The organism is Enterobacter hormaechei ATCC 49162, from assembly GCF_001875655.1.
GTDB classification, from domain to species: domain Bacteria; phylum Pseudomonadota; class Gammaproteobacteria; order Enterobacterales; family Enterobacteriaceae; genus Enterobacter; species Enterobacter hormaechei.
This window is the reverse complement of the sequence record NZ_MKEQ01000002.1, coordinates 657,820-678,912: the sequence shown is the minus strand read 5'-3', so window position 1 is coordinate 678,912 and position 21,093 is coordinate 657,820. Positions and strand designations below refer to the sequence as shown.

15 protein-coding genes and 3 tRNA genes are annotated in these 21,093 nt (G+C 56.3%); 8 read left to right on the top strand and 10 right to left on the bottom strand.

Annotation, left to right across the window (positions count from 1 at the left end):
* Positions 1-6 precede the first annotated feature (6 nt).
* Positions 7-1,374 (top strand): L-serine ammonia-lyase, encoded by a 1,368-nt coding sequence (locus BH712_RS22360; RefSeq protein ID WP_006811799.1) that lies wholly within the window; start codon positions 7-9, stop codon positions 1,372-1,374.
* A 112-nt stretch (positions 1,375-1,486) separates the two neighbouring features.
* On the top strand, positions 1,487-2,242 hold the full coding sequence (xni, locus tag BH712_RS22355; protein WP_006811800.1) for a flap endonuclease Xni: 756 nt from the start codon (positions 1,487-1,489) through the stop codon (positions 2,240-2,242).
* Between the two features lie 82 nt (positions 2,243-2,324).
* Here the strand turns inward: xni and rlmM are convergent, their stop codons facing one another.
* The 4 genes from rlmM to BH712_RS22335 form a co-directional block, all read right to left on the bottom strand.
* The gene (rlmM, locus tag BH712_RS22350) at positions 2,325-3,425 is read right to left on the bottom strand and encodes a 23S rRNA (cytidine(2498)-2'-O)-methyltransferase RlmM (RefSeq protein ID WP_006811801.1); all 1,101 of its coding nucleotides are present in this window, start codon (positions 3,423-3,425) and stop codon (positions 2,325-2,327) included.
* Positions 3,418-3,813 (bottom strand): DUF423 domain-containing protein, encoded by a 396-nt coding sequence (locus tag BH712_RS22345; protein ID WP_003862756.1) that lies wholly within the window; start codon positions 3,811-3,813, stop codon positions 3,418-3,420. The genes rlmM and BH712_RS22345 overlap by 8 nt, the downstream gene beginning before the upstream one ends.
* Positions 3,814-3,852: 39 nt before the next feature.
* Positions 3,853-4,770 carry a glycine cleavage system transcriptional regulator GcvA gene (gene gcvA, locus BH712_RS22340; RefSeq protein ID WP_003862758.1) on the bottom strand — a complete coding sequence of 306 codons (918 nt, stop codon included), beginning with the start codon at positions 4,768-4,770 and terminating at the stop codon, positions 3,853-3,855.
* Between the two features lie 350 nt (positions 4,771-5,120).
* On the bottom strand, positions 5,121-5,348 hold the full coding sequence (locus tag BH712_RS22335; protein ID WP_003862759.1) for a YgdI/YgdR family lipoprotein: 228 nt from the start codon (positions 5,346-5,348) through the stop codon (positions 5,121-5,123).
* A gap of 192 nt (positions 5,349-5,540) precedes the next feature.
* Between BH712_RS22335 and csdA the strand changes: the two genes are divergently transcribed.
* A complete protein-coding gene (gene csdA / locus BH712_RS22330; protein ID WP_032674028.1) occupies positions 5,541-6,746 on the top strand; it encodes a cysteine desulfurase CsdA in 1,206 nt (401 codons plus the stop codon).
* Positions 6,746-7,192 carry a cysteine desulfurase sulfur acceptor subunit CsdE gene (csdE, locus tag BH712_RS22325; RefSeq protein ID WP_006811803.1) on the top strand — a complete coding sequence of 149 codons (447 nt, stop codon included), beginning with the start codon at positions 6,746-6,748 and terminating at the stop codon, positions 7,190-7,192. The genes csdA and csdE overlap by 1 nt, the downstream gene beginning before the upstream one ends.
* Here csdE and tcdA read toward each other — a convergent pair.
* Positions 7,183-7,989 (bottom strand): tRNA cyclic N6-threonylcarbamoyladenosine(37) synthase TcdA, encoded by an 807-nt coding sequence (tcdA, locus tag BH712_RS22320; RefSeq protein ID WP_006811804.1) that lies wholly within the window; start codon positions 7,987-7,989, stop codon positions 7,183-7,185. The two genes, csdE and tcdA, sit on opposite strands and share 10 nt — an antisense overlap.
* A 75-nt stretch (positions 7,990-8,064) precedes the next feature.
* On the bottom strand, positions 8,065-9,162 hold the full coding sequence (gene mltA / locus BH712_RS22315) for a murein transglycosylase A (protein WP_006811805.1): 1,098 nt from the start codon (positions 9,160-9,162) through the stop codon (positions 8,065-8,067).
* Between the two features lie 208 nt (positions 9,163-9,370).
* On the opposite strand from mltA, the gene BH712_RS22310 reads away from it, so the two are divergent.
* The 3 genes from BH712_RS22310 (at position 9,371) to BH712_RS22300 (ending at position 9,816) form a co-directional block, all read left to right on the top strand.
* Positions 9,371-9,447 (top strand) — tRNA-Met (locus tag BH712_RS22310).
* 171 nt (positions 9,448-9,618) lie between these two features.
* A tRNA-Met gene (locus BH712_RS22305) sits at positions 9,619-9,695 on the top strand.
* Positions 9,696-9,739: 44 nt separating this feature from the next.
* Positions 9,740-9,816: transfer RNA gene (locus tag BH712_RS22300), tRNA-Met, on the top strand.
* 88 nt (positions 9,817-9,904) lie between these two features.
* On the opposite strand, the gene amiC is transcribed toward BH712_RS22300, so the two are convergent.
* Positions 9,905-11,158, bottom strand: coding sequence for an N-acetylmuramoyl-L-alanine amidase AmiC (gene amiC / locus BH712_RS22295; protein ID WP_003862766.1), 1,254 nt, complete (start codon positions 11,156-11,158; stop codon positions 9,905-9,907).
* A gap of 227 nt (positions 11,159-11,385) precedes the next feature.
* On the opposite strand from amiC, the gene argA reads away from it, so the two are divergent.
* Positions 11,386-12,717, top strand: coding sequence for an amino-acid N-acetyltransferase (gene argA, locus BH712_RS22290; RefSeq protein ID WP_006811807.1), 1,332 nt, complete (start codon positions 11,386-11,388; stop codon positions 12,715-12,717).
* A 33-nt stretch (positions 12,718-12,750) separates the two neighbouring features.
* Here argA and recD read toward each other — a convergent pair whose 3' ends face one another.
* Genes recD through ptrA form a run of 3 tightly spaced genes read right to left on the bottom strand, consistent with a single transcriptional unit; the run spans position 12,751 to position 20,989 of the window.
* On the bottom strand, positions 12,751-14,571 hold the full coding sequence (recD, locus tag BH712_RS22285) for an exodeoxyribonuclease V subunit alpha (RefSeq protein WP_006811808.1): 1,821 nt from the start codon (positions 14,569-14,571) through the stop codon (positions 12,751-12,753).
* The gene (recB, locus tag BH712_RS22280; protein WP_006811809.1) at positions 14,568-18,110 is read right to left on the bottom strand and encodes an exodeoxyribonuclease V subunit beta; all 3,543 of its coding nucleotides are present in this window, start codon (positions 18,108-18,110) and stop codon (positions 14,568-14,570) included. Before recB ends, recD begins: the two co-directional genes overlap by 4 nt.
* Complete coding sequence (gene ptrA, locus BH712_RS22275) at positions 18,107-20,989, bottom strand: pitrilysin (protein ID WP_006811810.1); 2,883 nt, start codon at positions 20,987-20,989, stop codon at positions 18,107-18,109. The genes recB and ptrA overlap by 4 nt, the downstream gene beginning before the upstream one ends.
* Positions 20,990-21,093: the final 104 nt, after the last annotated feature.

The following is a 21,093-nucleotide window of genomic DNA, read 5'->3' as shown; positions in this document are numbered from 1 at the left end:
CGCATCATGATTAGCGTATTCGATATCTTCAAAATCGGTATTGGTCCTTCCAGCTCTCACACCGTCGGACCAATGAAAGCCGGTAAACAATTCACGGATGACTTGATTGCACGCGGCATTTTGCACGACATCACCCGCGTGGTTGTCGATGTATACGGTTCCCTTTCCCTGACCGGTAAAGGCCACCATACCGATATTGCCATTATCATGGGGCTGGCGGGGAATCTGCCAGATACCGTTGATATTGATGCAATTCCTGCCTTTATCCAGGACGTAAACACCCACGGTCGTTTGCTGCTGGCGAACGGCGAGCATGAGGTTGAATTCCCGGTTGACCACTGCATGAATTTCCATGCGGATAACCTGTCGCTGCACGAGAATGGCATGCGCATTACCGCGCTGGCTGGCGATAAAGCGGTTTACAGCCAGACGTATTACTCCATCGGCGGCGGGTTTATCGTCGACGAGGACCATTTTGGTCAAAGCAGCAATTCCACCGTTGATGTGCCGTACCCGTACAAAAACGCGGCCGACTTACAGCGACACTGCCACGAGACAGGCCTTTCTCTCTCCGGCCTGATGATGAAAAACGAGCTGGCCCTGCACAGCAAAGAGGAGCTGGAACAGCACTTTGCTAACGTCTGGGAAGTGATGCGCAGCGGCATTGAGCGCGGGATCACCACCGAAGGGGTGCTGCCGGGTAAACTGCGCGTACCGCGTCGTGCAGCGGCGCTGCGCCGTATGTTGGTGAGTACCGATAAAACGACCACCGACCCGATGGCGGTAGTGGACTGGATCAACATGTTCGCGCTGGCGGTGAACGAAGAGAACGCCGCGGGTGGCCGTGTCGTCACCGCGCCAACCAACGGGGCGTGCGGGATTGTTCCGGCGGTCCTGGCGTATTACGACAAGTTTATCCGTGAAGTGAACGCAAACTCACTGGCACGCTATCTGCTGGTCGCCAGTGCGATTGGCTCACTGTACAAGATGAACGCCTCGATTTCCGGCGCGGAAGTGGGCTGCCAGGGTGAAGTGGGCGTAGCCTGTTCAATGGCGGCGGCGGGTCTCGCCGAACTGCTGGGCGCAAGCCCTGCTCAGGTCTGTATTGCGGCGGAAATCGGCATGGAACATAACCTGGGGCTGACCTGCGATCCGGTCGGCGGACAGGTCCAGGTGCCCTGCATCGAGCGTAACGCCATCGCCTCTGTGAAAGCGGTGAACGCGGCACGTATGGCGCTGCGTCGTACCAGTGAACCGCGCGTCTGCCTCGACAAGGTTATCGAAACCATGTACGAAACAGGTAAAGACATGAACGCCAAATACCGCGAAACCTCCCGCGGTGGTCTGGCGATGAAGATCGTCACCTGCGATTGAGCCTTTCAGGAAGCCTCGTTTTGCGAGGCTTCTTCCTGTTTTCCCCACCATTGATAGTTTCATGCTGGGCTCAGTGTTACCCTTCCCCCATTAAACAGAAGGGAGATTATCTGTGGCCGTTCATTTGCTTATCGTCGATGCACTTAACCTGATTCGCCGTATTCATGCGGTACAGGGCACCCCCTGCAAGGACACCTGTTTACACGCGCTGGAACAGCTCATTCGCCATAGCGAACCCACCCACGCTGTTGCCGTATTCGACGATGAAGCACGCAATACCGGCTGGCGGCACCAGCGCCTGCCCGACTACAAAGCCGGACGTGCGCCAATGCCGGACGATCTGCACGCCGAAATGCCCGTTATCCGCGCGGCCTTTGAGCAGCGCGGCGTTCCGTGCTGGGGCGCGCACGGTAATGAAGCTGACGATTTAGCCGCAACGCTGGCGGTGAAAGTCGCGGGCGCCGGGCATCAGGCGACTATCGTTTCAACCGACAAAGGCTACTGCCAGCTGCTCTCTCCAACGATCCGCATCCGCGACTACTTTCAAAAACGCTGGCTGGACGCGCCATTTATTGCCAGCGAGTTTGGCGTATCGCCTGAGCAACTGCCCGATTACTGGGGGCTGGCAGGGATCAGCAGCTCTAAAGTACCGGGAGTCGCCGGTATTGGCCCCAAAAGTGCCGCTCAGTTGCTGACGGAGTTTCAGGATCTGGAAGGCATTTACGCCAGGCTTGATGAAGTGCCGGAAAAATGGCGCAAGAAGCTGGAGGCGCATAAAGAGATGGCGTTTATCTGCCGCGAGGTGGCGACGCTACAGACGGATTTACAGCTGGACGGGAATTTGCAGCAGTTAAGGTTAGAGCGTTAAGATCCCCCTCACCCCAAAGGGGCGAGGGGGAAAAGACCGCACGGAGCAGTCCCCTCTCCCATTGGGGGTTAGGGTGAGGGGACTATCGCTCGTCGCGACGTCCACCCACAGCCGCCCACCAGCGACGGATATGCACCGTCACTTCTTCACGGTCGTGATACAGCTGACGCGCCTGGATTTCCGCGTTAATCCCGTGTTCGTCCAGCTGCTGCTGAATATAGGCCAGGTTCTGCGACACCTCTTCGTAGCGCTTTTTCATCGGCAGCTTGAGGTTGAAAATCGTCTCACGGCACCAGCCGTTCACCAGCCAGGAGGCCATCAGCGCCGCGACTTTCGCCGGTTTCTCTACCATGTCGCACACCATCCAGGAGATGTTGTTGCGGTTCGGGCGATAGCGGAAGCCATCCTCACGCAGCCAGGTGACCTGCCCGGTGTCCATCAGGCTTTGCGCCATCGGGCCGTTATCCACGGACGAAACCCACATGTTGCGTTTCACCAGCTGATAGGTCCAGCCGCCCGGGCACGCGCCAAGGTCGACGGCATACATGCCGTTTGCCAGACGTTCGTCCCACTCGTCCGCCGGGATAAAGACGTGGAACGCCTCTTCCAGCTTGAGGGTTGAACGGCTCGGCGCATCTGCCGGGAAGCGCAGACGCGGGATCCCCATAAAGAACGGCGAGTTATTGGTGGTATACGAGTAGCCTGCGTAGCAGCATCCTGGCGCAATAAAGAAGATATGCACGACCGGGCGCTTTGGCGTTTCGTAGTTTGTCAGTACACCCGCATCACGTAGCGCCGCGCGCAGCGGCACGGTGAACTTACGGCAGAACTTCATCAGCTCTTTGCTTTCGTTGGTGTCGGCCACTTCCACGCGCAAATCGCCGCCCTTCTCCACCACGCCTTGCAGCATGCCCACAATCGGCGTGATGCGATCTTCCGGCGGGAGATCTTTCAGCAGTTCGCCCGCGACAAACATCTGGCGAGCGAAAATCAATGAGCTGAACGGCAACTCGCGCGCCAGCTTGTCGGCATCATCAGGCTGATAGCATTCAAATACCACATAGCCCGCGTTCTCTTTGACGCGAGCAAATCCGAAGACCTCACGCTTCGCCGCTTTATCGGTGATTTCCGCGGCGCACTCTTTCTCAAACCCCGGGCGACAATATAAAACAACCTTATTCATGAACAACGCCCTTGCGTTTCAGACGGATAGCTCCGATAAACATTAAAACCCAACCCGCCAGGAAGCTGACGCCGCCGACGGGTGTAACAAACGCCCACAGGCGTAAATGCGACAGCGCCAGACAGTAGAGGCTGCCGCTGAACAGTACGGTACCCAGCGCCAGAAAGACGCTGCTCCAGTAAAACCAGATACTGATGCGGCGCTGCATCGCTACCGCCAGCCCAAAAATAGCCAGCGTGTGGAACGCCTGATATTCAAGGCCGGTCTGGATCCAGCCCATCTCCACAACGCCCAAAGACTTGCTTAAGACATGCGCGCCAAACGCGCCCAGAGCTACAAAAATAAAGCCACTCACCGCGGCGAAAATCAGCATGAATCGGCTGGTCATGTTTAAGTCCTGAATTGATGCGTGCCCGGCACACAAACGTTATTGTTCATACCTGAAGCGGAATTTTTCTTGCTCGCTTGCCGCTTTTGCCAGTATCCACTGCCGGAAAGCGGCTATTTTACCCAGTTCTGCCTGACTGTCATGACAAACCAGATAAAATGCATTCTTGCTGACCAGTACATCGTTAAATGGGCAAACCAGACGGCCTGCCTCAATTTCGGACTGCGCCATCACGTTGTTTGCCAACGCCACGCCCTGCCCGTGAATGGCGGCCTGTAGCACCATCGCGCTGTGGCTAAAAATCGGCCCCTGCTGCACGTTTATATGATTAAGACCTAGCTGGCGGGTATAAGTTTGCCAGTCGCGACGCGAGGCATCGTGTAAAAGCGTATGTTGCGCCAGATCGGCGGGCGTTTTGAGCGCTTTATCCCCCGTCAGCAGCAGCGGTGAACAGACCGGCAACAGATATTCTGCGTATAATTTCTCAACACGCAAGCCTGGCCAGTTACCACGACCATAAAAAATCGCCACGTCCACATCATCCGCCAGCTTGTCTTCCTGACGGTCCACCGCCTGGATTCGGACATCGATTCCCGGATAAGTTGAGTTAAAGCTTGAGAGTCTCGGCACCAGCCACTGAATGGCAAAACTGGGCAATAAACTGACAGTCAGGGCACCTTTTGCACTCCGGGCCTGAAGTTTGCGAGTGGCTTCCGTCAGCTGGGAAAAAATCTCTTTAATATCCTGAAAATAGCTCTGCCCCTCTTCAGTCAGCAGCAGCGAACGGTTGCGTCGACGAAACAGCTTAAGCCCCAGAAAATCCTCCAGAGACTTGATTTGATGACTTACTGCGGCCTGTGTCACAAAAAGCTCATCGGCTGCGCGGGTGAAGCTGAGGTGGCGTGCTGCTGCATCAAAAACACGTAATGCATTTAGGGGTGGCAATCGCTTGGACATGGTTATCTGGCTTAGATGTTAACGAGATTTAACATATAGGAAACAACGTTTAACCTATTAGTTTTTTTTATCTGAGCCATTATAATTTGTCCGTTGAGGAACTACCAGCAAATACCTATAGTGGCGGCACTTCCTGAGCCGGAACGAAAAGCTTTTTTTGGAATGCGTGTTCTGAAGGGCTTTTGGCTTACGGTTGTGATGTTGTGTTGTTGTGTTTGCAATTGGTCTGCGATTCAGACCACGGTAGCAACGCTACCAATTTTTCACTTCCTGTACATTTACCCTGTCTGTCCATAGTGATTAATGTAGCACCGCCAACTTGCGGTGCTTTTTTTTCGCTTGTCTACCTGTTAATGCTCGATTTCTTTCATCTCTTTCACGTCAGTGCGATTGATCTGCTGTTTGTTCCCGTTAGCATCTTTGTATGAAATCATCCCGGTATCATTATCGGTTGTCGGTTTCCCTTCAGAGACGATAGATCGACCATCGTTGGTATGCATTACGTAGTTATTACCAGAACAGGCGCTCAGGGCAAAGGTCAACGCACAGGCAGAAATGATTGCAGCTGTCTTTTTCATGATTATTCTCCTTTAGCAATTAATGCTATTCAAACCTCGATTTATAACAGGCTAAAACATCCGCCTAACACTATTTAGCATAACCTGCTTTTTCAGACTCGCCAGGATAAGCAGACAAATCTGATAGATATCAACTTCCTTGCCCTGTCGATGAATTTGCGCGACGATCGTAGAATCGATATGAGGAATTCCATGAACGCTTTCAGCCCTGCGCAGTTTCGCGCACAGTTTCCGGCGCTGGCCGATGCCGGCATTTACCTTGATAGCGCCGCCACGGCCCTTAAGCCGCAGGCGGTGATTGGGGCAACTCGTCAGTTTTACAGCCTGAGCGCCGGGAACGTGCACCGCAGCCAGTATGCCGACGCGCAGCGCTTAACGGCACAATACGAAGCCGCACGGGATCAAGTGGCGCGCCTGATCAACGCTGACAGCGGTAAGAACATCGTCTGGACACGGGGCACCACCGAGGCCATTAACATGGTGGCGCAATGCTACGCGCGTCCGTTATTGCAGCCCGGAGATGAGATCATCGTCAGCGAGGCGGAACACCACGCCAACCTGGTACCCTGGCTGATGGTAGCCGAACAAACCGGGGCACGCGTTGTGAAGCTCCCGTTGGGTGCTGACTTCCTGCCTGACGTGGCGCGTCTGCCTGAACTGATTACGTCCCGCAGCCGAATTCTGGCGCTGGGGCAGATGTCCAACGTCACCGGCGGCTGTCCGGACCTGGCACGCGCCATTAAAATTGCCCATGCCAGCGGCGTGGTGGTGATGGTCGACGGTGCGCAGGGGGTGGTGCATTTTCCGGCTGACGTTCAGGCGCTGGATATCGACTTCTACGCCTTCTCAGGGCACAAATTGTACGGGCCAACCGGTATCGGTGCGCTGTACGGCAAACCTGAACTGCTGGCCCGGATGACGCCGTGGCTCGGCGGCGGAAAGATGATTACCGAAGTGACCTTCGACGGCTTTAAAACGCAGGATGTACCTTACCGCCTGGAAGCCGGTACACCGAACGTGGCCGGGGTTATCGGCCTGAGCGCGGCGCTCGAATGGCTGGCAGAAACGGATGTGGCTCAGGCTGAAAGCTGGAGCCGGGGGCTGGCGACGCTGGCGGAAGAAGAACTGAAAAAGCGTCCGGGTTTCCGCTCGTTTCGCGTTCAGGATTCCAGCCTGCTCGCCTTTGATTTCGCGGGCGTACACCATAGCGACATGGTGACGCTGCTGGCCGGGTATGGCATTGCCCTGCGTGCCGGACAGCACTGCGCCCAGCCGCTGCTGGCGGCTATCGGCGTGAGCGGTACGCTGCGCGCCTCGTTTGCCCCGTACAATACAAAAAGTGACGTCGACGCGCTGGTTTCCGCCGTCGACCGCGCCCTGGAATTACTGGTGGATTAATGACAAGTTCAGCTCTGGCCGGGCACCCGTTCGGCACCGTTATTACTGAAGAGACGTTAAAACAGACCTTTGTCCCGCTCACGCAGTGGGAAGATAAATACCGTCAGCTGATCCTGCTGGGCAAACAGTTGCCCACGCTGTCAGACGAACTGAAATCACAGGCGAAAGAGATCGCAGGCTGCGAGAACCGCGTCTGGCTTGGGGTTAGCGTATCCGGTGAGAAACTGCATTTCTTTGGCGACAGCGAGGGACGCATTGTTCGCGGTCTGCTGGCGGTGCTGTTGACCGCAGTCGAAGGGAAAAGCGCCGCAGAGCTGCTGGCGCATTCTCCGCTGGCGCTGTTCGATGAACTGGGACTTCGCGCGCAGCTTAGCGCCTCGCGCGGTCAGGGCTTAATCGCGCTCAACGACGCGGTGCTGGATGCCGCCCGTCAGGCTCAGGCCTGACGTTCCGCCTTCGCCATCATCTTCTTCAGGGCGTGAGAGACCGCCACAAAGCCGAAAGAGGCGGTCACCATGGTGGCCGCCCCAAACCCAGAGGCACAATCCATCCGCTTTGGCCCTTCCGCCGTGCTTTTCATTGCACAGACCGAACCATCCGCCTGCGGATAAACCAGCGCTTCTGTCGAGAACACACAGTCCACGCCCAGCTTGCCTTTACTGTTTTTCACCACGTTGAAGTCGCTTTTTAAGCGCTCGCGCAGCTTAGCGGCCAGCGGATCCTGAATGGTTTTGGCCAGATCCGCTACCTGGATCTGCGTCGGATCAATTTGTCCGCCCGCGCCGCCCGTTGTCACCAGCGGCACCTTGTAACGACGGCAGTAAGCGATTAGCGCCGCTTTAGGCCGCACGCTGTCGATGGCGTCAATCACATAGCTGTAGCCTTTGCTCATGTACTCCGCGACGTTATCTGCCGTCACAAAGTCGTCGATCACCGTCACCCGGCACTCCGGGTTGATGAGACGAATACGCTCTGCCATCACTTCAGATTTTGCCAGACCGACGTTATCACGCAGGGCATGGATCTGACGGTTAGTGTTAGTAACGCAGACGTCATCCATATCAATCAACGTAATTGCGCCAATACCGGTTCTCGCCAGCGCTTCTGCCGCCCACGACCCCACACCGCCAATGCCCACCACGCAGACATGCGCATCCGCGAACAGTTGCAGGGCTTTTTCACCATATAACCGTGCCGTGCCGCCGAAACGCTGGCGCCAGGCATCGCTGATTACCACAGACATAAAACCTCAGATGTAAAAAGGGTGAGGTATTCCTCACCCTGAACCGTAATCCGTCTTGCCCTCAGAATACCACAATCAGCCGCTGAATACGTTTCCGGTACCCGGTGCCGCCTTCAGTACCCAAACGCGTCCGTAGTGGTTATACCAGCCTGCACGGTGACCGGCATCCGGGCCGATGCCCTGATAAATGTCGAAGTGCTGGCCTTTGATCGCCCCGCCCACATCCAGCGCCACCATCAGGCGCAATTCATACTTGCCGTTGAATTTGCCGTTGTTGTCGAGGAGAGGAACTTCCGCCAGCAGCGTAGTACCCGCCGGGATAATCGAACGATCCGATGCCACAGAAGCGCGGCCAATCAGCGGTACGGCGCTCGCCCCTTTCACTGGCGCAAAGTTCTGCGGTTTAAAGAAGACAAACGATGGATTCTGCTCAAGCAGCTCACGCACTTCCGCTTCGCTGTGTTTTTCGCCCCACTCGCGGATCGCCTGCATCGACATGTCTTCTCGTTTCACTTCACCACGGTCGATGAGCACCTTACCGATGCTGCGATAGGCATGGCCATTTTTCCCGGCATAGCTAAAGAAGTTCAGCGGCGAGCCGTCGCCAAAATCAATATAGCCGCTGCCCTGCACGTCCATAATGAAGTTATCCATCAGCGAGTTGCTGTAGGCCAGAACATAATTTTCGCTAAGCGCACCGGCGTAGATCTCTGCGCGGGACGGCAGACGACCGCGTTTCGGCGGCATACGGTAAATGGGATACTGGAACTCGCCCTGGCGCGTGTGTCGTGCCTGGACTACCGGGGTGTAGTAACCGGTAAACTGGACGTTACCGTAGTTATCCGCCCCTTCCATCTGCCAGGCATCGATACCAAACTGGCGCATATTGCGGGTATCACCGCCTGCGCGCAGCCAGTCCTGTACGGCGCTATAGACATTGTTCTGCGAACTGTATAAACGCGGAGAAGCATTGCGGATCTGGTAGACCTGCTCGGAGAAATCACCGGCATTGATCGGAGCACCCACGGCATCTGGCTGGTTAACTAAAGAGAAAGGCTGGGATAACTTCCCGTCTTTATACTGTTGACCGCGATCGGTCGGTTTGGAAGAGCAGGCCGCAAGAATTGCTACCATTGCGCCTGTCATCAGATACTTCGCCCAACGTCCTTTCATTATATCTCGTCTTTTAGTTGCCCAATTCCGCGTGATGAAGATAACAAACCCACCGTGTTAATGAAATGCAATCGCCTTCCCTTTGGCAAATTCTGCACAAAAAATAGCCTAAGGAGGCTATTCCCGTTCATTTTGCATACAAAATAATGAATTATGCGAAAAAGGGGTTGCATCACAAACCTATCCGAGTATAGTGCGCTTCCACGGACGCGGGGTGGAGCAGCCTGGTAGCTCGTCGGGCTCATAACCCGAAGGTCGTCGGTTCAAATCCGGCCCCCGCAACCAATTAAAATTTGATGAAGTATCTTCTACGACAGTAGAAGTTTTTGCGAAGTAGTTCGAATCACAGCAAGGCGACGACGCAGTGAATCCTTAGGAACTTGCTCCAGTAAGTGACTGAGGTGAACGAGGAAAGTCAACGCAGATGTGGTTTGAAATACGAAGCAAAAAGACGGACGCGGGGTGGAGCAGCCTGGTAGCTCGTCGGGCTCATAACCCGAAGGTCGTCGGTTCAAATCCGGCCCCCGCAACCAATCAAATTTGAAGAAGTAAGTTTCTACAAGTGTAGAAAGACGGACGCGGGGTGGAGCAGCCTGGTAGCTCGTCGGGCTCATAACCCGAAGGTCGTCGGTTCAAATCCGGCCCCCGCAACCAACACTTCTTAAACAATAAACACCCTGAAGGGTGTTTTTTTGTATCTGGCGTTTGTGAAAAGGCCGGGCATGAGACCCGGCTTACTGCCCTACCCCCGCCGCGCCAGCGTTTCCCCGTCTGAGAAATAGGCCCGGATCCCCGCCAGAATGGACTCCGCCACTTCCTGCTGGAATTTAGCCGTCTTGAGCTTGCGTTCCTCTTCCACGTTACTGATAAACGCGGTTTCGACCAGAATGGATGGAATATCCGGCGCTTTCAGTACCGCAAATCCGGCCTGCTCGACGCTGTTTTTGTGCAGCTTGTTGACCCGGCCCAGTTTGCCCAGCACTGCTTTACCAAACTTCAGGCTGTCGGTAATGGTCAGCGACTGCACCATATCAAACATTGTGTGGTCGACGTAACGGTCGCCGCTTTTGCTCACGCCACCGATTAAATCCGAGGCGTTCTGCGTGTCCGCCAGATATCTCGCGGCGGTACTGGTCGCCCCCTTCGTTGACAGGGCAAACACCGATGATCCGCTCGGCTGGCGACTGGTGAAGGCATCTGCGTGGATAGAGACAAACAGATCCGCGCGCTGCTTCTGCGCTTTCGCGACGCGAACTTTAAGCGGGATAAAAACATCTTCGTTGCGCGTCATGTAGGCGCGCATATTGCCTTCTTTGTCGATCAACGCTTTCAGACGACGAGCAATTTGCAGCACCACATCTTTTTCGCGGGTGCGATATTTCCCGACGGCGCCGGAATCTTCTCCGCCATGACCAGGATCGAGCATGATCACAATCGGGCGATCGCGCCCCGCTTTGCCCGGCTTTGGACCGCTTTGCGCTGGCGGGACCTGGCTGTCGAGATCGCCTTTGTTGTAATCCTCAAGTAATGCCAGGAGCGGATCCTGAATATCCGTTGCATTCGCCGGATAGAGATCCATCACCAGGCGCTCCTTAAAGGCGGCAACAGGCGCAAGGGCAAAGAGCTGCGGTTTCACGTTCTGCTTCAGCTCAAACACCATGCGCACGGTTTGCGGATCGAACTGCCCGACGCGCGCCGATTTGATAAACGGATCGTCGCCCCGGATCTGAGCCGCCATGCCCTTAAGCACGGAGTTGAGGTTCACACCTTCGAGATCAACCACCACACGTTCAGGATTGCTGAGGGCAAATTGCTTGTATTTCAGCACGCGGTTGGACTCGACCGTCACGCGCGTATAGGTCGACGACGGCCAGACGCGCACCGCGACTACCTGGCTTGTGGCGGCAAGACCCACCTGGCTGACGCTAAGCAACCACATCGCCCCGGCCCCTTTTAACAGGCGGCGGCGGCTTATTGCTGAATTGGATCCCGACATGCTTCTCCCGAGCAAGAAATCTGATTGATGAACAAAACGCCCAAATTGACCGAAAACTTTAACGAATGACGCATAAACTGTCATCCATAAAAGGGTAAACAATCATACGTTAACGCACGGATTACTTATTATTTTCTGTGGGTCGCAGAAAATTTAGGCTTGCACACGTGGTCACAATCGAATAAAAATACAGAAATTACGAATAAACATTCATTAAGGGTTGTGTCATGGTTAAGGAACGCAGAACCGAACTGGTCCAGGGATTCCGCCATTCTGTTCCCTATATCAACACCCATCGGGGAAAAACGTTTGTCATCATGCTTGGCGGCGAAGCCATTGAGCATGAAAACTTTTCCAGCATCGTCAATGACATCGGCCTGCTGCACAGCCTCGGTATCCGTCTGGTGGTGGTATATGGCGCACGTCCGCAAATCGAAGCCAACCTGGCCGCTCATCACCATGAGCCGATCTACCACAAACATACCCGCGTGACGGATGCGAAAACCCTCGAACTGGTCAAGCAGGCGGCGGGTCTGTTGCAGCTGGATATCACCGCCCGCCTGTCGATGAGCCTGAATAACACGCCGTTGCAGGGTGCGCACATCAACGTGGTGAGCGGCAACTTCATCATCGCTCAGCCGCTCGGCGTGGACGATGGCGTAGATTACTGCCACAGCGGCCGCATCCGGCGTATTGATGAAGAAGCCATTCACCGCCAGTTAGACAATGGCGCGATCGTCCTGATGGGACCCGTTGCCGTCTCCGTAACGGGTGAAAGTTTTAATCTGACCTCGGAAGAGATTGCCACCCAGCTGGCCATCAAGCTGAAAGCGGAAAAAATGATCGGGTTTTGCTCCTCGCAGGGCGTCGTGAATGATGAGGGCGTGATTGTGCCAGAACTTTTTCCGAATGAAGCCCAGGCGCGCGTCGAAGCGCTGGAAGCACAAGGCGATTACTATTCCGGTACCGTGCGTTTTTTGCGCGGTGCCGTTAAAGCCTGCCGCAGCGGGGTGCGCCGCAGCCACCTGATCAGCTATCAGGAAGACGGCGCGCTGTTGCAGGAGCTGTTCTCCCGGGATGGTATTGGTACGCAGATCGTGATGGAGAGCGCCGAGCAGATCCGCCGTGCCACTATCAACGATATCGGCGGCATTCTGGAGCTGATCCGTCCACTGGAGCAACAGGGGATCCTGGTTCGCCGCTCCCGCGAGCAGCTGGAGATGGAGATCGACAAATTCACCATCATTCAGCGCGATAACCTGACCATTGCCTGTGCGGCGCTTTATCCGTTCCCGGAAGAGCAGATTGGCGAAATGGCGTGCGTCGCCGTACACCCTGATTACCGCAGCTCCTCGCGGGGCGAACTGCTGCTTGAACGCGTGGCGGCACAGGCGCGCCAGATGGGGCTAAGCAAGTTGTTCGTGCTCACCACGCGCAGCATTCACTGGTTCCAGGAGCGCGGCTTCACACCGGTAGATATTGATTCCCTGCCGGAAAGTAAGAAAGAGATGTACAACTATCAGCGCCGCTCGAAGGTGTTAATGGCGGACCTGGGATAACAGTCACCCTCTCCTGTCGGAGAGGGCGTTCACTCAGACAGATTCAAATATTGCGCTTAATCCGCTTCTGCGCTCGGTACGGGTGGCAATCGCCTGTCCCAGCACGCGCTCATCCGCATACAGCGACAGACGCTGGCGTGCGCGGGTAATGGCGGTGTAGACCAGTTCACGGGTCACTACCGGCGACAGCTGTGTCGGCAGGATCAGCGCCGCATGGTTGAACTCGGAACCCTGAGATTTATGTACCGTCATCGCCCATGCCGTTTCATGCTCTGGCAGGCGGCTGGGCTGAACGGACTTCACGCTGCCGTCCGGCAGCTGGAACCAGACGCGCAGGCCGTTACCGCGATCGAGCGCAATGCCGATATCCCCGTTGAATAGCCCCAGCGCACTGTCGTTGCGGGAGATCATTACGGGTCGGCCTTCATACCATCGCGAATGCGGTGGACGGTTAATTTTGCGTTTCTGCACCAGCAACTGCTCCAGCCTGTCGTTCAGGCCCGTGACGCCAAACGGCCCTTCCCGCAAGGCGCACAGAAGCTGGTATTCGCCAAATGCGGCGATAACCTGCTCGGGCTGACTGCGCTGTTGCACGCAGCTCAGAAAACGCTGGTATCCCTGGAGAGCCTCCTCAAGCATTGCCTGATACTCTTCCCCGCTTTGCAGCGATTTCTTTTCAATGTCAGTGAAGGAACCGTCAAACACCGTGCGCGTGGCATGGCTGTCGCCACGGTTGACCGCCGCAGCCAGCTGGCCGATGCCGGAATCGCTACCGAAACGGTAGCTTTTTTGCAGCAGGCACAGGCTGTCACGCAATGCGCCCGCAACCGGCGTGTGATCGGGTTCAAGCGAGCAACCGGTCAGACGGGCAAGCTCCTGCGCCCGCGCGGCGGTATAACCGTAACTGGCGTAGGTACAGATATCCCCCAGCACTGCCCCGGCCTCAACGGAGGCGAGCTGATCGCGATCGCCCAGGAAAACCACGCGCGCATGGGGCGGCAGAGCATCGATCAGGCGAGACATCATGGTCAGGTCGATCATGGAGGCTTCATCCACCACCAGCACGTCCAGATGCAGCGGATTACCCGCATGGTAGCGCAGCCGCTGGCTACCCGGCTGAGCACCGAGCAGACGGTGCAGGGTGCTCGCTTCACCCGGGAAAAGCGCCAGCTGCTCCTGCGTGAGCGGTAGCTGTTGCATCGCGCCGCCCAGTGATTCGGTCAGACGCGCCGCGGCCTTCCCGGTAGGCGCCGCCAGACGAATACGGCATCGCTGCTCGCCTGAAAGCTGTATCAGGGCTGCCAGCAACTTTGCGACGGTGGTTGTTTTCCCGGTCCCCGGGCCGCCGGAGATCACCGAGATCCGCCGCGTCAGGGCGACAGCCGCCGCCACTTTCTGCCAGTCTGTGGCCTCACCGGAGCCAAACAGCCTGTCCAGCGTCTGGCGAAGCTGCACCTCGTCGCAGGGAAGCGGCGCATTGGTCTCACTAAAGAAACGCGCTACCGTCAGTTCGTTTCGCCACAGGCGGTTCAGGTATAAGCGCTCCCCCGTCAGGATCAGCGGTGCCTGGTTTTCTCCCGGCCCGACGGCTGAAGATTCTCGCAAAACGTTCTGCCAGTCCACCGTATCACCCAGCAGCGCAAAGCAGGACTGGATAACAGGCGGCGTTTTCTCGTCAACCACCAGACGCGAGAGCGGCAGACAGACATGTCCCTCCCCGGCGTCTTTACTTAAAAGGGCTGCGGCAAGCATCACGGCGGGCTGGTCAGCGGCAATCATCATGGCAAACTGCACGTCCAGCTGGCGCAGCACGCGTTGCTCTACCGCATCCAGCAATAATTCCTGCATCGTCATGCCATCTCCTCCGTGTTTGCTGCAAACAGGTTATCCATTTTATCAATCAATTCCGCATCCGGACGGGTGCTGAAGATACCAGAGCGCGGATCGGCAGCGTCGACCCCGCGCAGGAACAGGTAGATGACGCCACCAAAATGGTCGTCGTAGCGGTAGTCCGCAATACGGTGGCGCAGATAGCGGTGCAGCGCCAGGGTATAGAGCTGATACTGGAGATCGTAGCGATGCATCTGCATGGCTGCCGCCATCGCCTGCTGGGTATAGGCTTCGCTGTTCTCGCCTAACCAGTTTGATTTGTAATCCAGCAGGTAATAACGCCCGTCGTGGCGGAAAACCAGGTCGATAAATCCTTTCAGCATGCCCTGCACCTGACGGAAGTTCAGCGGCGGGCAACCGGCTGACAGCGGATCGTGCTGACGGATCAACGCATCGAGCGCCTCGGCCTTAAGAGGGCCAGCGACAGGAAGATAAAACTCCATCTCAACCTGCTTATTTTTGGCCGTTAACTGGCTAAGTGAGAAGCCCTGCTCCGACAGCGGCGCCTGCAAAATGGCGTTGATCCAGCCTGTAAGCACGGGCTGCCAGTGCGCGTCGTAGCCCCCGCTCTGCAACATTTTCGACACCCACTCCTCGCTGACGGGCCGGGTGAAATCCAGTTCTTCAAACAGGCCATGTAAAAACGTTCCCGGTGAGGCGCCGCGCGGAAACTGATGGGGGGTTAACGTCGGTTCAGCCAGAACATCGCCCACGCCTGCGGCATCAATATCCAGCTTTGGCATAAGATCCTGCGCAATACTTTGCCCGTGCTGTTGCAGACCAGAATAGCTGGTGACGCGCCAGTCGTCGGCAAGCACCCGGGTGATCTGGCGCGCATTAAGATCGGTCGCGGGCGCTTCTGCCATTTGCCAGCGGCTGTTATCTGGCAGAGAGGGGAGATGCAGGGCGATATCATCACCGCAAAGCGACTCAATACAGAGGCGCAACCCCGCCGCATCTTTCGGCTCACCACGCTGGATAAGCCGCCCTAACGCGCTTAAATGGAAATCGCTCTCCCCTGTTTTCTCCCCGCGACGGCGGAATACCGGCGCGACCCCCAGGCTGCAATGCCAGACAGAACGGGTTAGCGCCACGTAAAGCAGGCGCAAATCCTCCGCCAGACGCTCCGCTTCTGCCAGTTCAACGCTGGTTTCCGCTTTGCTGAGATCGAGCACCGCATCGAAAGTTTCCCGGTCATGGTAAAAGGCCTGATCCTGAACGCGGTAGTTCGCGATAAAGGGCAGCCAGACCAGCGGATATTCGAGGCCTTTCGATTTATGAATGGTGACAATTTGCACCAGATGCTTATCGCTCTCCAGACGCATCTGCTGGCTTGAGGCGTTACTGTTTGGATCTGCGATTTGCTGCGCCAGCCAACGCACGAGGGCATGTTCACTTTCAAGCTGAGTACCGGCTTCCTGCAACAGTTCGCTGATGTGTAAAATATCGGTCAGACGCCTTTCACCGCCGGATGACGCCAGCATATTTTCAGCAATCTGACGCCGCGTCATCAATTCGCGAAGCATCGCCATAACGCCCCGTTTTTGCCAGCGTTCACGGTAATGGACAAACTCTTCCACCACCGCATCCCAGGCCTCTTCATCATGGTTGAGCGCGTCAATATCCCGCGCGTTCAACCCCAGCATAGAGCTGGCCAGTGCGCTTCGAAGCGTATTTTCGCGCTCCGGCGCCAGCACCGCCTGAAGCAGCCAGAGCATTTCCTGGGCTTCCAGCGTGTCGAAAACGCTGTCGCGGTTAGAGAGATACACTGACGGAATATCCAGCAACGTTAGCGCATCGCGGATTAACGCCGCTTCCTGACGACTGCGCACCAGCACGGTAATATCAGAGGCCTTAACAGGATTTGCCTGCTCCCCCTTCCACAGCAGCGCCTCACCGCGCGCGCCTGCGCTCAGCCAGTCACGGATTTGCGCGGCGCAGTGCTGGGCCATCGCCGCCTGATAGTCAGCAACGCCATAGCCTTCCCCTTCAAGCAGCCAGAAGGTCATGGCGGGTTGCACCTTTCCACTGACTTCAAAGCGCAGGGTCGCGTTTTTTGGCGCGGATTTCACCGGCAGGAAAGGGATTTCATTGAACATGAATGCCGTCTCCATACGGCTGAACAGCGCATTGACGCTCTCAACCATCCCCGGAGCGGAGCGCCAGTTCGTGTCTAACGTGTAATGCGCGACAACCTCACTACGGGCTTTCATGTAGGTGAAGATATCTGCCCCACGGAAGGCGTAAATCGCCTGTTTTGGGTCGCCTATCAACAGCAGGGCTGTATCGGGCTGCTGTCGCCAGATACGGCGAAAAATGCGGTACTGCTGGGGATCGGTGTCCTGAAATTCGTCTATCATCGCCACCGGAAAACGGGTACGGATTGCGCTGGCGAGCGCTTCACCATTCTCACTGGACAGGGCCTCGTCCAGGCGGCTCAACATGTCATCAAACCCCAACTCACCCCGGCGACGTTTTTCGCGCGCGACGGCCTGGCGGATCTCGGTCATGGCGCGGGTGATCATCAGATCATTGAGCGATAATGGCTCCGCAAGCAGCGCTTCAATCGCCACAAACAGGGGATGCTCAGGCACAATGCCGTCGGCTTTGGTTCGCTCGGCCAAAAAGCGCTGCGAAAATTTTTCCAGCGCGTCCGGGAGCTGGTAGCCCCGCGTCTCCTCCTCGGCCCAGGCGCTGATCTTTTCAATCCATTTCCCCTGGTTCCCACGGTTGAACTTGCGTCTGTCGATGCCTGAGTTTTCGATGATCGCATCGATTTCTCCAACCGATTCATTCCACTTCTGCTTCAGCGCGGCAATTTTGGCGACGATCTTTTCATGGCGCGAGGCCAGCGTTTCATCGGCAGGTGGCGGAGATTTAATGACCGGCGCTTCGCCTTGCAGGTAACGGTCGATGGCGCGAAGCAGCTCTTCCGGTCCTTTCCACAGGGCGTGAACCGCTTCGGCAATGTCGCGCTGCAAGGGATAACAGTGACGACGCCAGAAATCCGCGCAGGCCTGATAGCGAAGCTCGGATTCATCTTCAATAAGCTGCTGTTCAAAGAGCATGCCGGATTCAAACGCATTCAGGCTCAGCATGCGCTGACAAAAACCGTGAATGGTGAAAACGGATGCCTCGTCCATTTGCCGTTCGGCCAGCAGCAGCCATTGCGCAGCCTGTTGCTTATCCGCAATCTCGTCCAGCAGGCTCGCGTAGAGGGGGTTATCCGTCGTCTGGCGCAGACAGGCGATGCGCAGTTCATGAATGTTGCTGCGAATACGGCCACGCAGCTCGGCAGTGGCCGCTTCGGTGAAGGTTACCACCAGCAGCTCCTCCACGCTTAACGGGCGCGAAAAAGCGGCGTTGCCGCCCAGCCCTAACAGCAGGCGCAGATAGAGCGCGGCGATGGTATAGGTTTTTCCCGTTCCCGCTGAGGCTTCAATCAGTCGCTCACCCTGTAGAGGTAATCTGAGGGGATCAAGCGGCTCAGCGGTATGGGTCATTCTTTCTTACTCCAGGGCAAAGTTTGTTGCAGTGCGCTGACGCTCTTCCAGACGGTCCACTCTTTCGATTTTACGTAGTCCGTTTTCCCGTTCTGGCTGCCAGAAACCTGGGACAGGATGGCCATACCTTGCGGTTTTACCACCGCCTGATGGAAGAAATCGGCAACCTTTTGTGGCGTCAGCTGTTTTATTTCGGCCACTATTTTATCACGCGAATCAAATTTCATATTACCGCGATCAAAATCTTTGCTCAGTTGCGAGGCTTCTTCGCCCAGCGTTTGCGGTGGCTGCATCACCTGAGCGATAACCGCCTGCTGGATCTGGGCAAACTCTTCCGGCTTCATGGCGCGCAGTTTTGCTTCCGCCTGCGGGAAGAACGCCTGATAACGTTGCCACAGGTAAGCGGGTTGCTTGTCGCTGCTTTGCAGAAGGAAGCCCAGCCCCCACTGACGGCCCACATTCATGGAGAAGGCGAACACCGCGTAGCCCAGCTGCTCTTCGGTGCGCAACTGGTTGTAGAACCACGGCTGAATAATTTGACCGAGCACGGCACTCCGGGCAGAGCTGGTAAATTCGTCGTAACCGACAGGGACAAACACCGCGGCCAGCGCTGAGTCCGTGCTGCTCCCCGCTTTTTCGAAGATCACGTTCTGCTTTTTCTCTACCAGCACATCCTGGTTACGGCACCACTCATCCCCTTTTGAACCCAGCTGCGCACGGACGTTTTGCGCCAGCGTTTTAGCCTGATCTTCGCTCATATTCCCCACGACCAGGAACTCCGGACGGGTATTGGTTTTCAGCGCATCACGGTAAGCCAGCACCTCTTTTAAGGTGATAGAGGGCAGTAACGCACGGCGATCTTCGCGCTGGAAGTACGGAATTTGCGACAGCATTTGCGCTGGCATAATCGCCTGATCGTAAGCTTTACCCTTTTCGGCAGAATCCATCATCTGGGCATACCAGGACTTAGCCTGCTCGAGCTGTTCTTCCATAGGCGTATAGCTGAAATAACCTTCCAGCAGCGCCTGGAAAAGCTGCGGCAAACGCTGGGTATAGCCGTTGGCATTCACCATCAGGCCGTTATTGGCGTTGGTGGAGAAGCTGATGCCGCCAACGGCAGCCTGGTTGCTGAGCTGATCGAGGGCAATCCCGGCCAGATAATCGTTCAGCGCAAACAGCACCTGGTTTCTGGCGCTGTCCATTGCTTTAGGGTTGCGCAGCACCACGCTGACATCGGCTTTTGGCTCGTCGGTGAAATAGCGGCTTGGGGTGTAGACCACGCGCAGCGTCGGCTCATCGACAATCAGTTCCGGATGCGGATACGCCTTTGCAGGTTTGATCAGCGAGAAATCGTCCGGGATGTAGGGGTTAAGCTGCGGTAACGTCAGCGCAATCTCCCCCGCCTTTTTCTGCCAGTCCGCGAAGGTTTGTTCGCTGATTTTTTCAACCTGATACGGGGCATCAACGAAGTAGGCCGTTTTGTTATGCGGTTCGTTCGGACTGATGTACCAGACCCGGGCATTCTGCGGGGTCATCATCGCCAGACGCGCTTTAACGGCCCCGGCGTCATACTGGTCGGCAATATTTACCGCATCCAGCGTATGTTCCACCGGCACGCGGATCATGGTATCTGCCAGCCACTCAACGTAGTCCATGTCGCGCGTGATAGAGGGGTAGCGGAAATCGAGATCCAGCACGTGCGCCAGCTCGTCAAAGTAGCGTTTATCGACGCCTTTCTCACGCAGCAGAGAGAGATAACTGAAAATGGCCGCAACAACGTCGTCACGGTGAGCCTGCCCTTTATCGGTCAGCGTCGCGGAAATGGCCAGCACGCCGCTGTTACCGTTTACGACCGGATCGGAGTCAGCGCGAATACCTTCCACCAGCCCCTGCTTTTGCAGCCAGTCGGAGAGCGTACCCGGGCTTCGGTTGCCAATAAGATAGGTCACCAGCTCGTCGGTTTTACTGCGGAACTGCGCCGTGTTGTTATCAATACGGAATTCAACGCGTAACACCTTGCGCGGCAGTGCCGGAACGTAGTGAATAACAATGCCTTTTTGCGCGTCCGTAACAACCGGCACGTTAATCTGAGGCAGTTCGATATTCTTATTTGGCACCCTGCCAAAGGTTTGCGCGGCCAGGTTTGCCAGCGTCGGCAACGGTTTGTTGCTGTAGATAACCGCTTTCATCAGATTGGCGGAATAGTATTTTTCGCGAAACGCATGCAGCGCATCGAGCACCGGGCTACCCGGCTTGTCGCTCAGCGTTTCAAGGTTGCCGCCAGAGAAGCGCGAACCCGGGTGCGCCGGGTTGATGGTTTCAGCGCTAACCTGCGCCATGCGCATCCCGTCTCGCGTGCGCGCCATCGTCAGTTCGGCGTTCACGGCGTTGCGTTCCCGGTCAGCGTATTTTTTATCCAGCAGCGGTGCGGCGATAGCATCCGCCAGACGGTCGACCGCCCCGTCAAGCGCATCATTTTCCACTTCCAGGTAAAACGCGGTGCGATACGGCGCGGTACTGGCGTTGTGGCTGCCGCCATGCATTTTGAGGAATTCAGACAGACTGTCCGGCTGCGGATATTTTTTAGAACCCATCAGCGTCATGTGTTCGAGGTAGTGCGCCAGCCCCGGATGGGCGTCAGGATCTTCCAGCGAACCGACCGGCACAACCAGTGCGGAGAGCGATTTCACCGCCTGAGGATCGGAAACCAGCAGCACGGTCATCCCGTTATCAAGACGAATTGCCTGATACTGACGGGTGTCCTTTTCGCTTTTACGGATTGTTTCCTGGACAGATTGCCAACCGGAATCAGCCTGAGTGACGGGAGCCCAAAGGGCGATAAACAAAACAAACGCTTTGAACAAGGTGCTGCCTGGCATTACGACCTCTTTATCACGGCTACATCATTAACAACGTGCGTGCTGGACACGCCAGCATCTCTTTCTTTGGGTACATCAGTCCGTGATAAGAGGTGCATCATAAA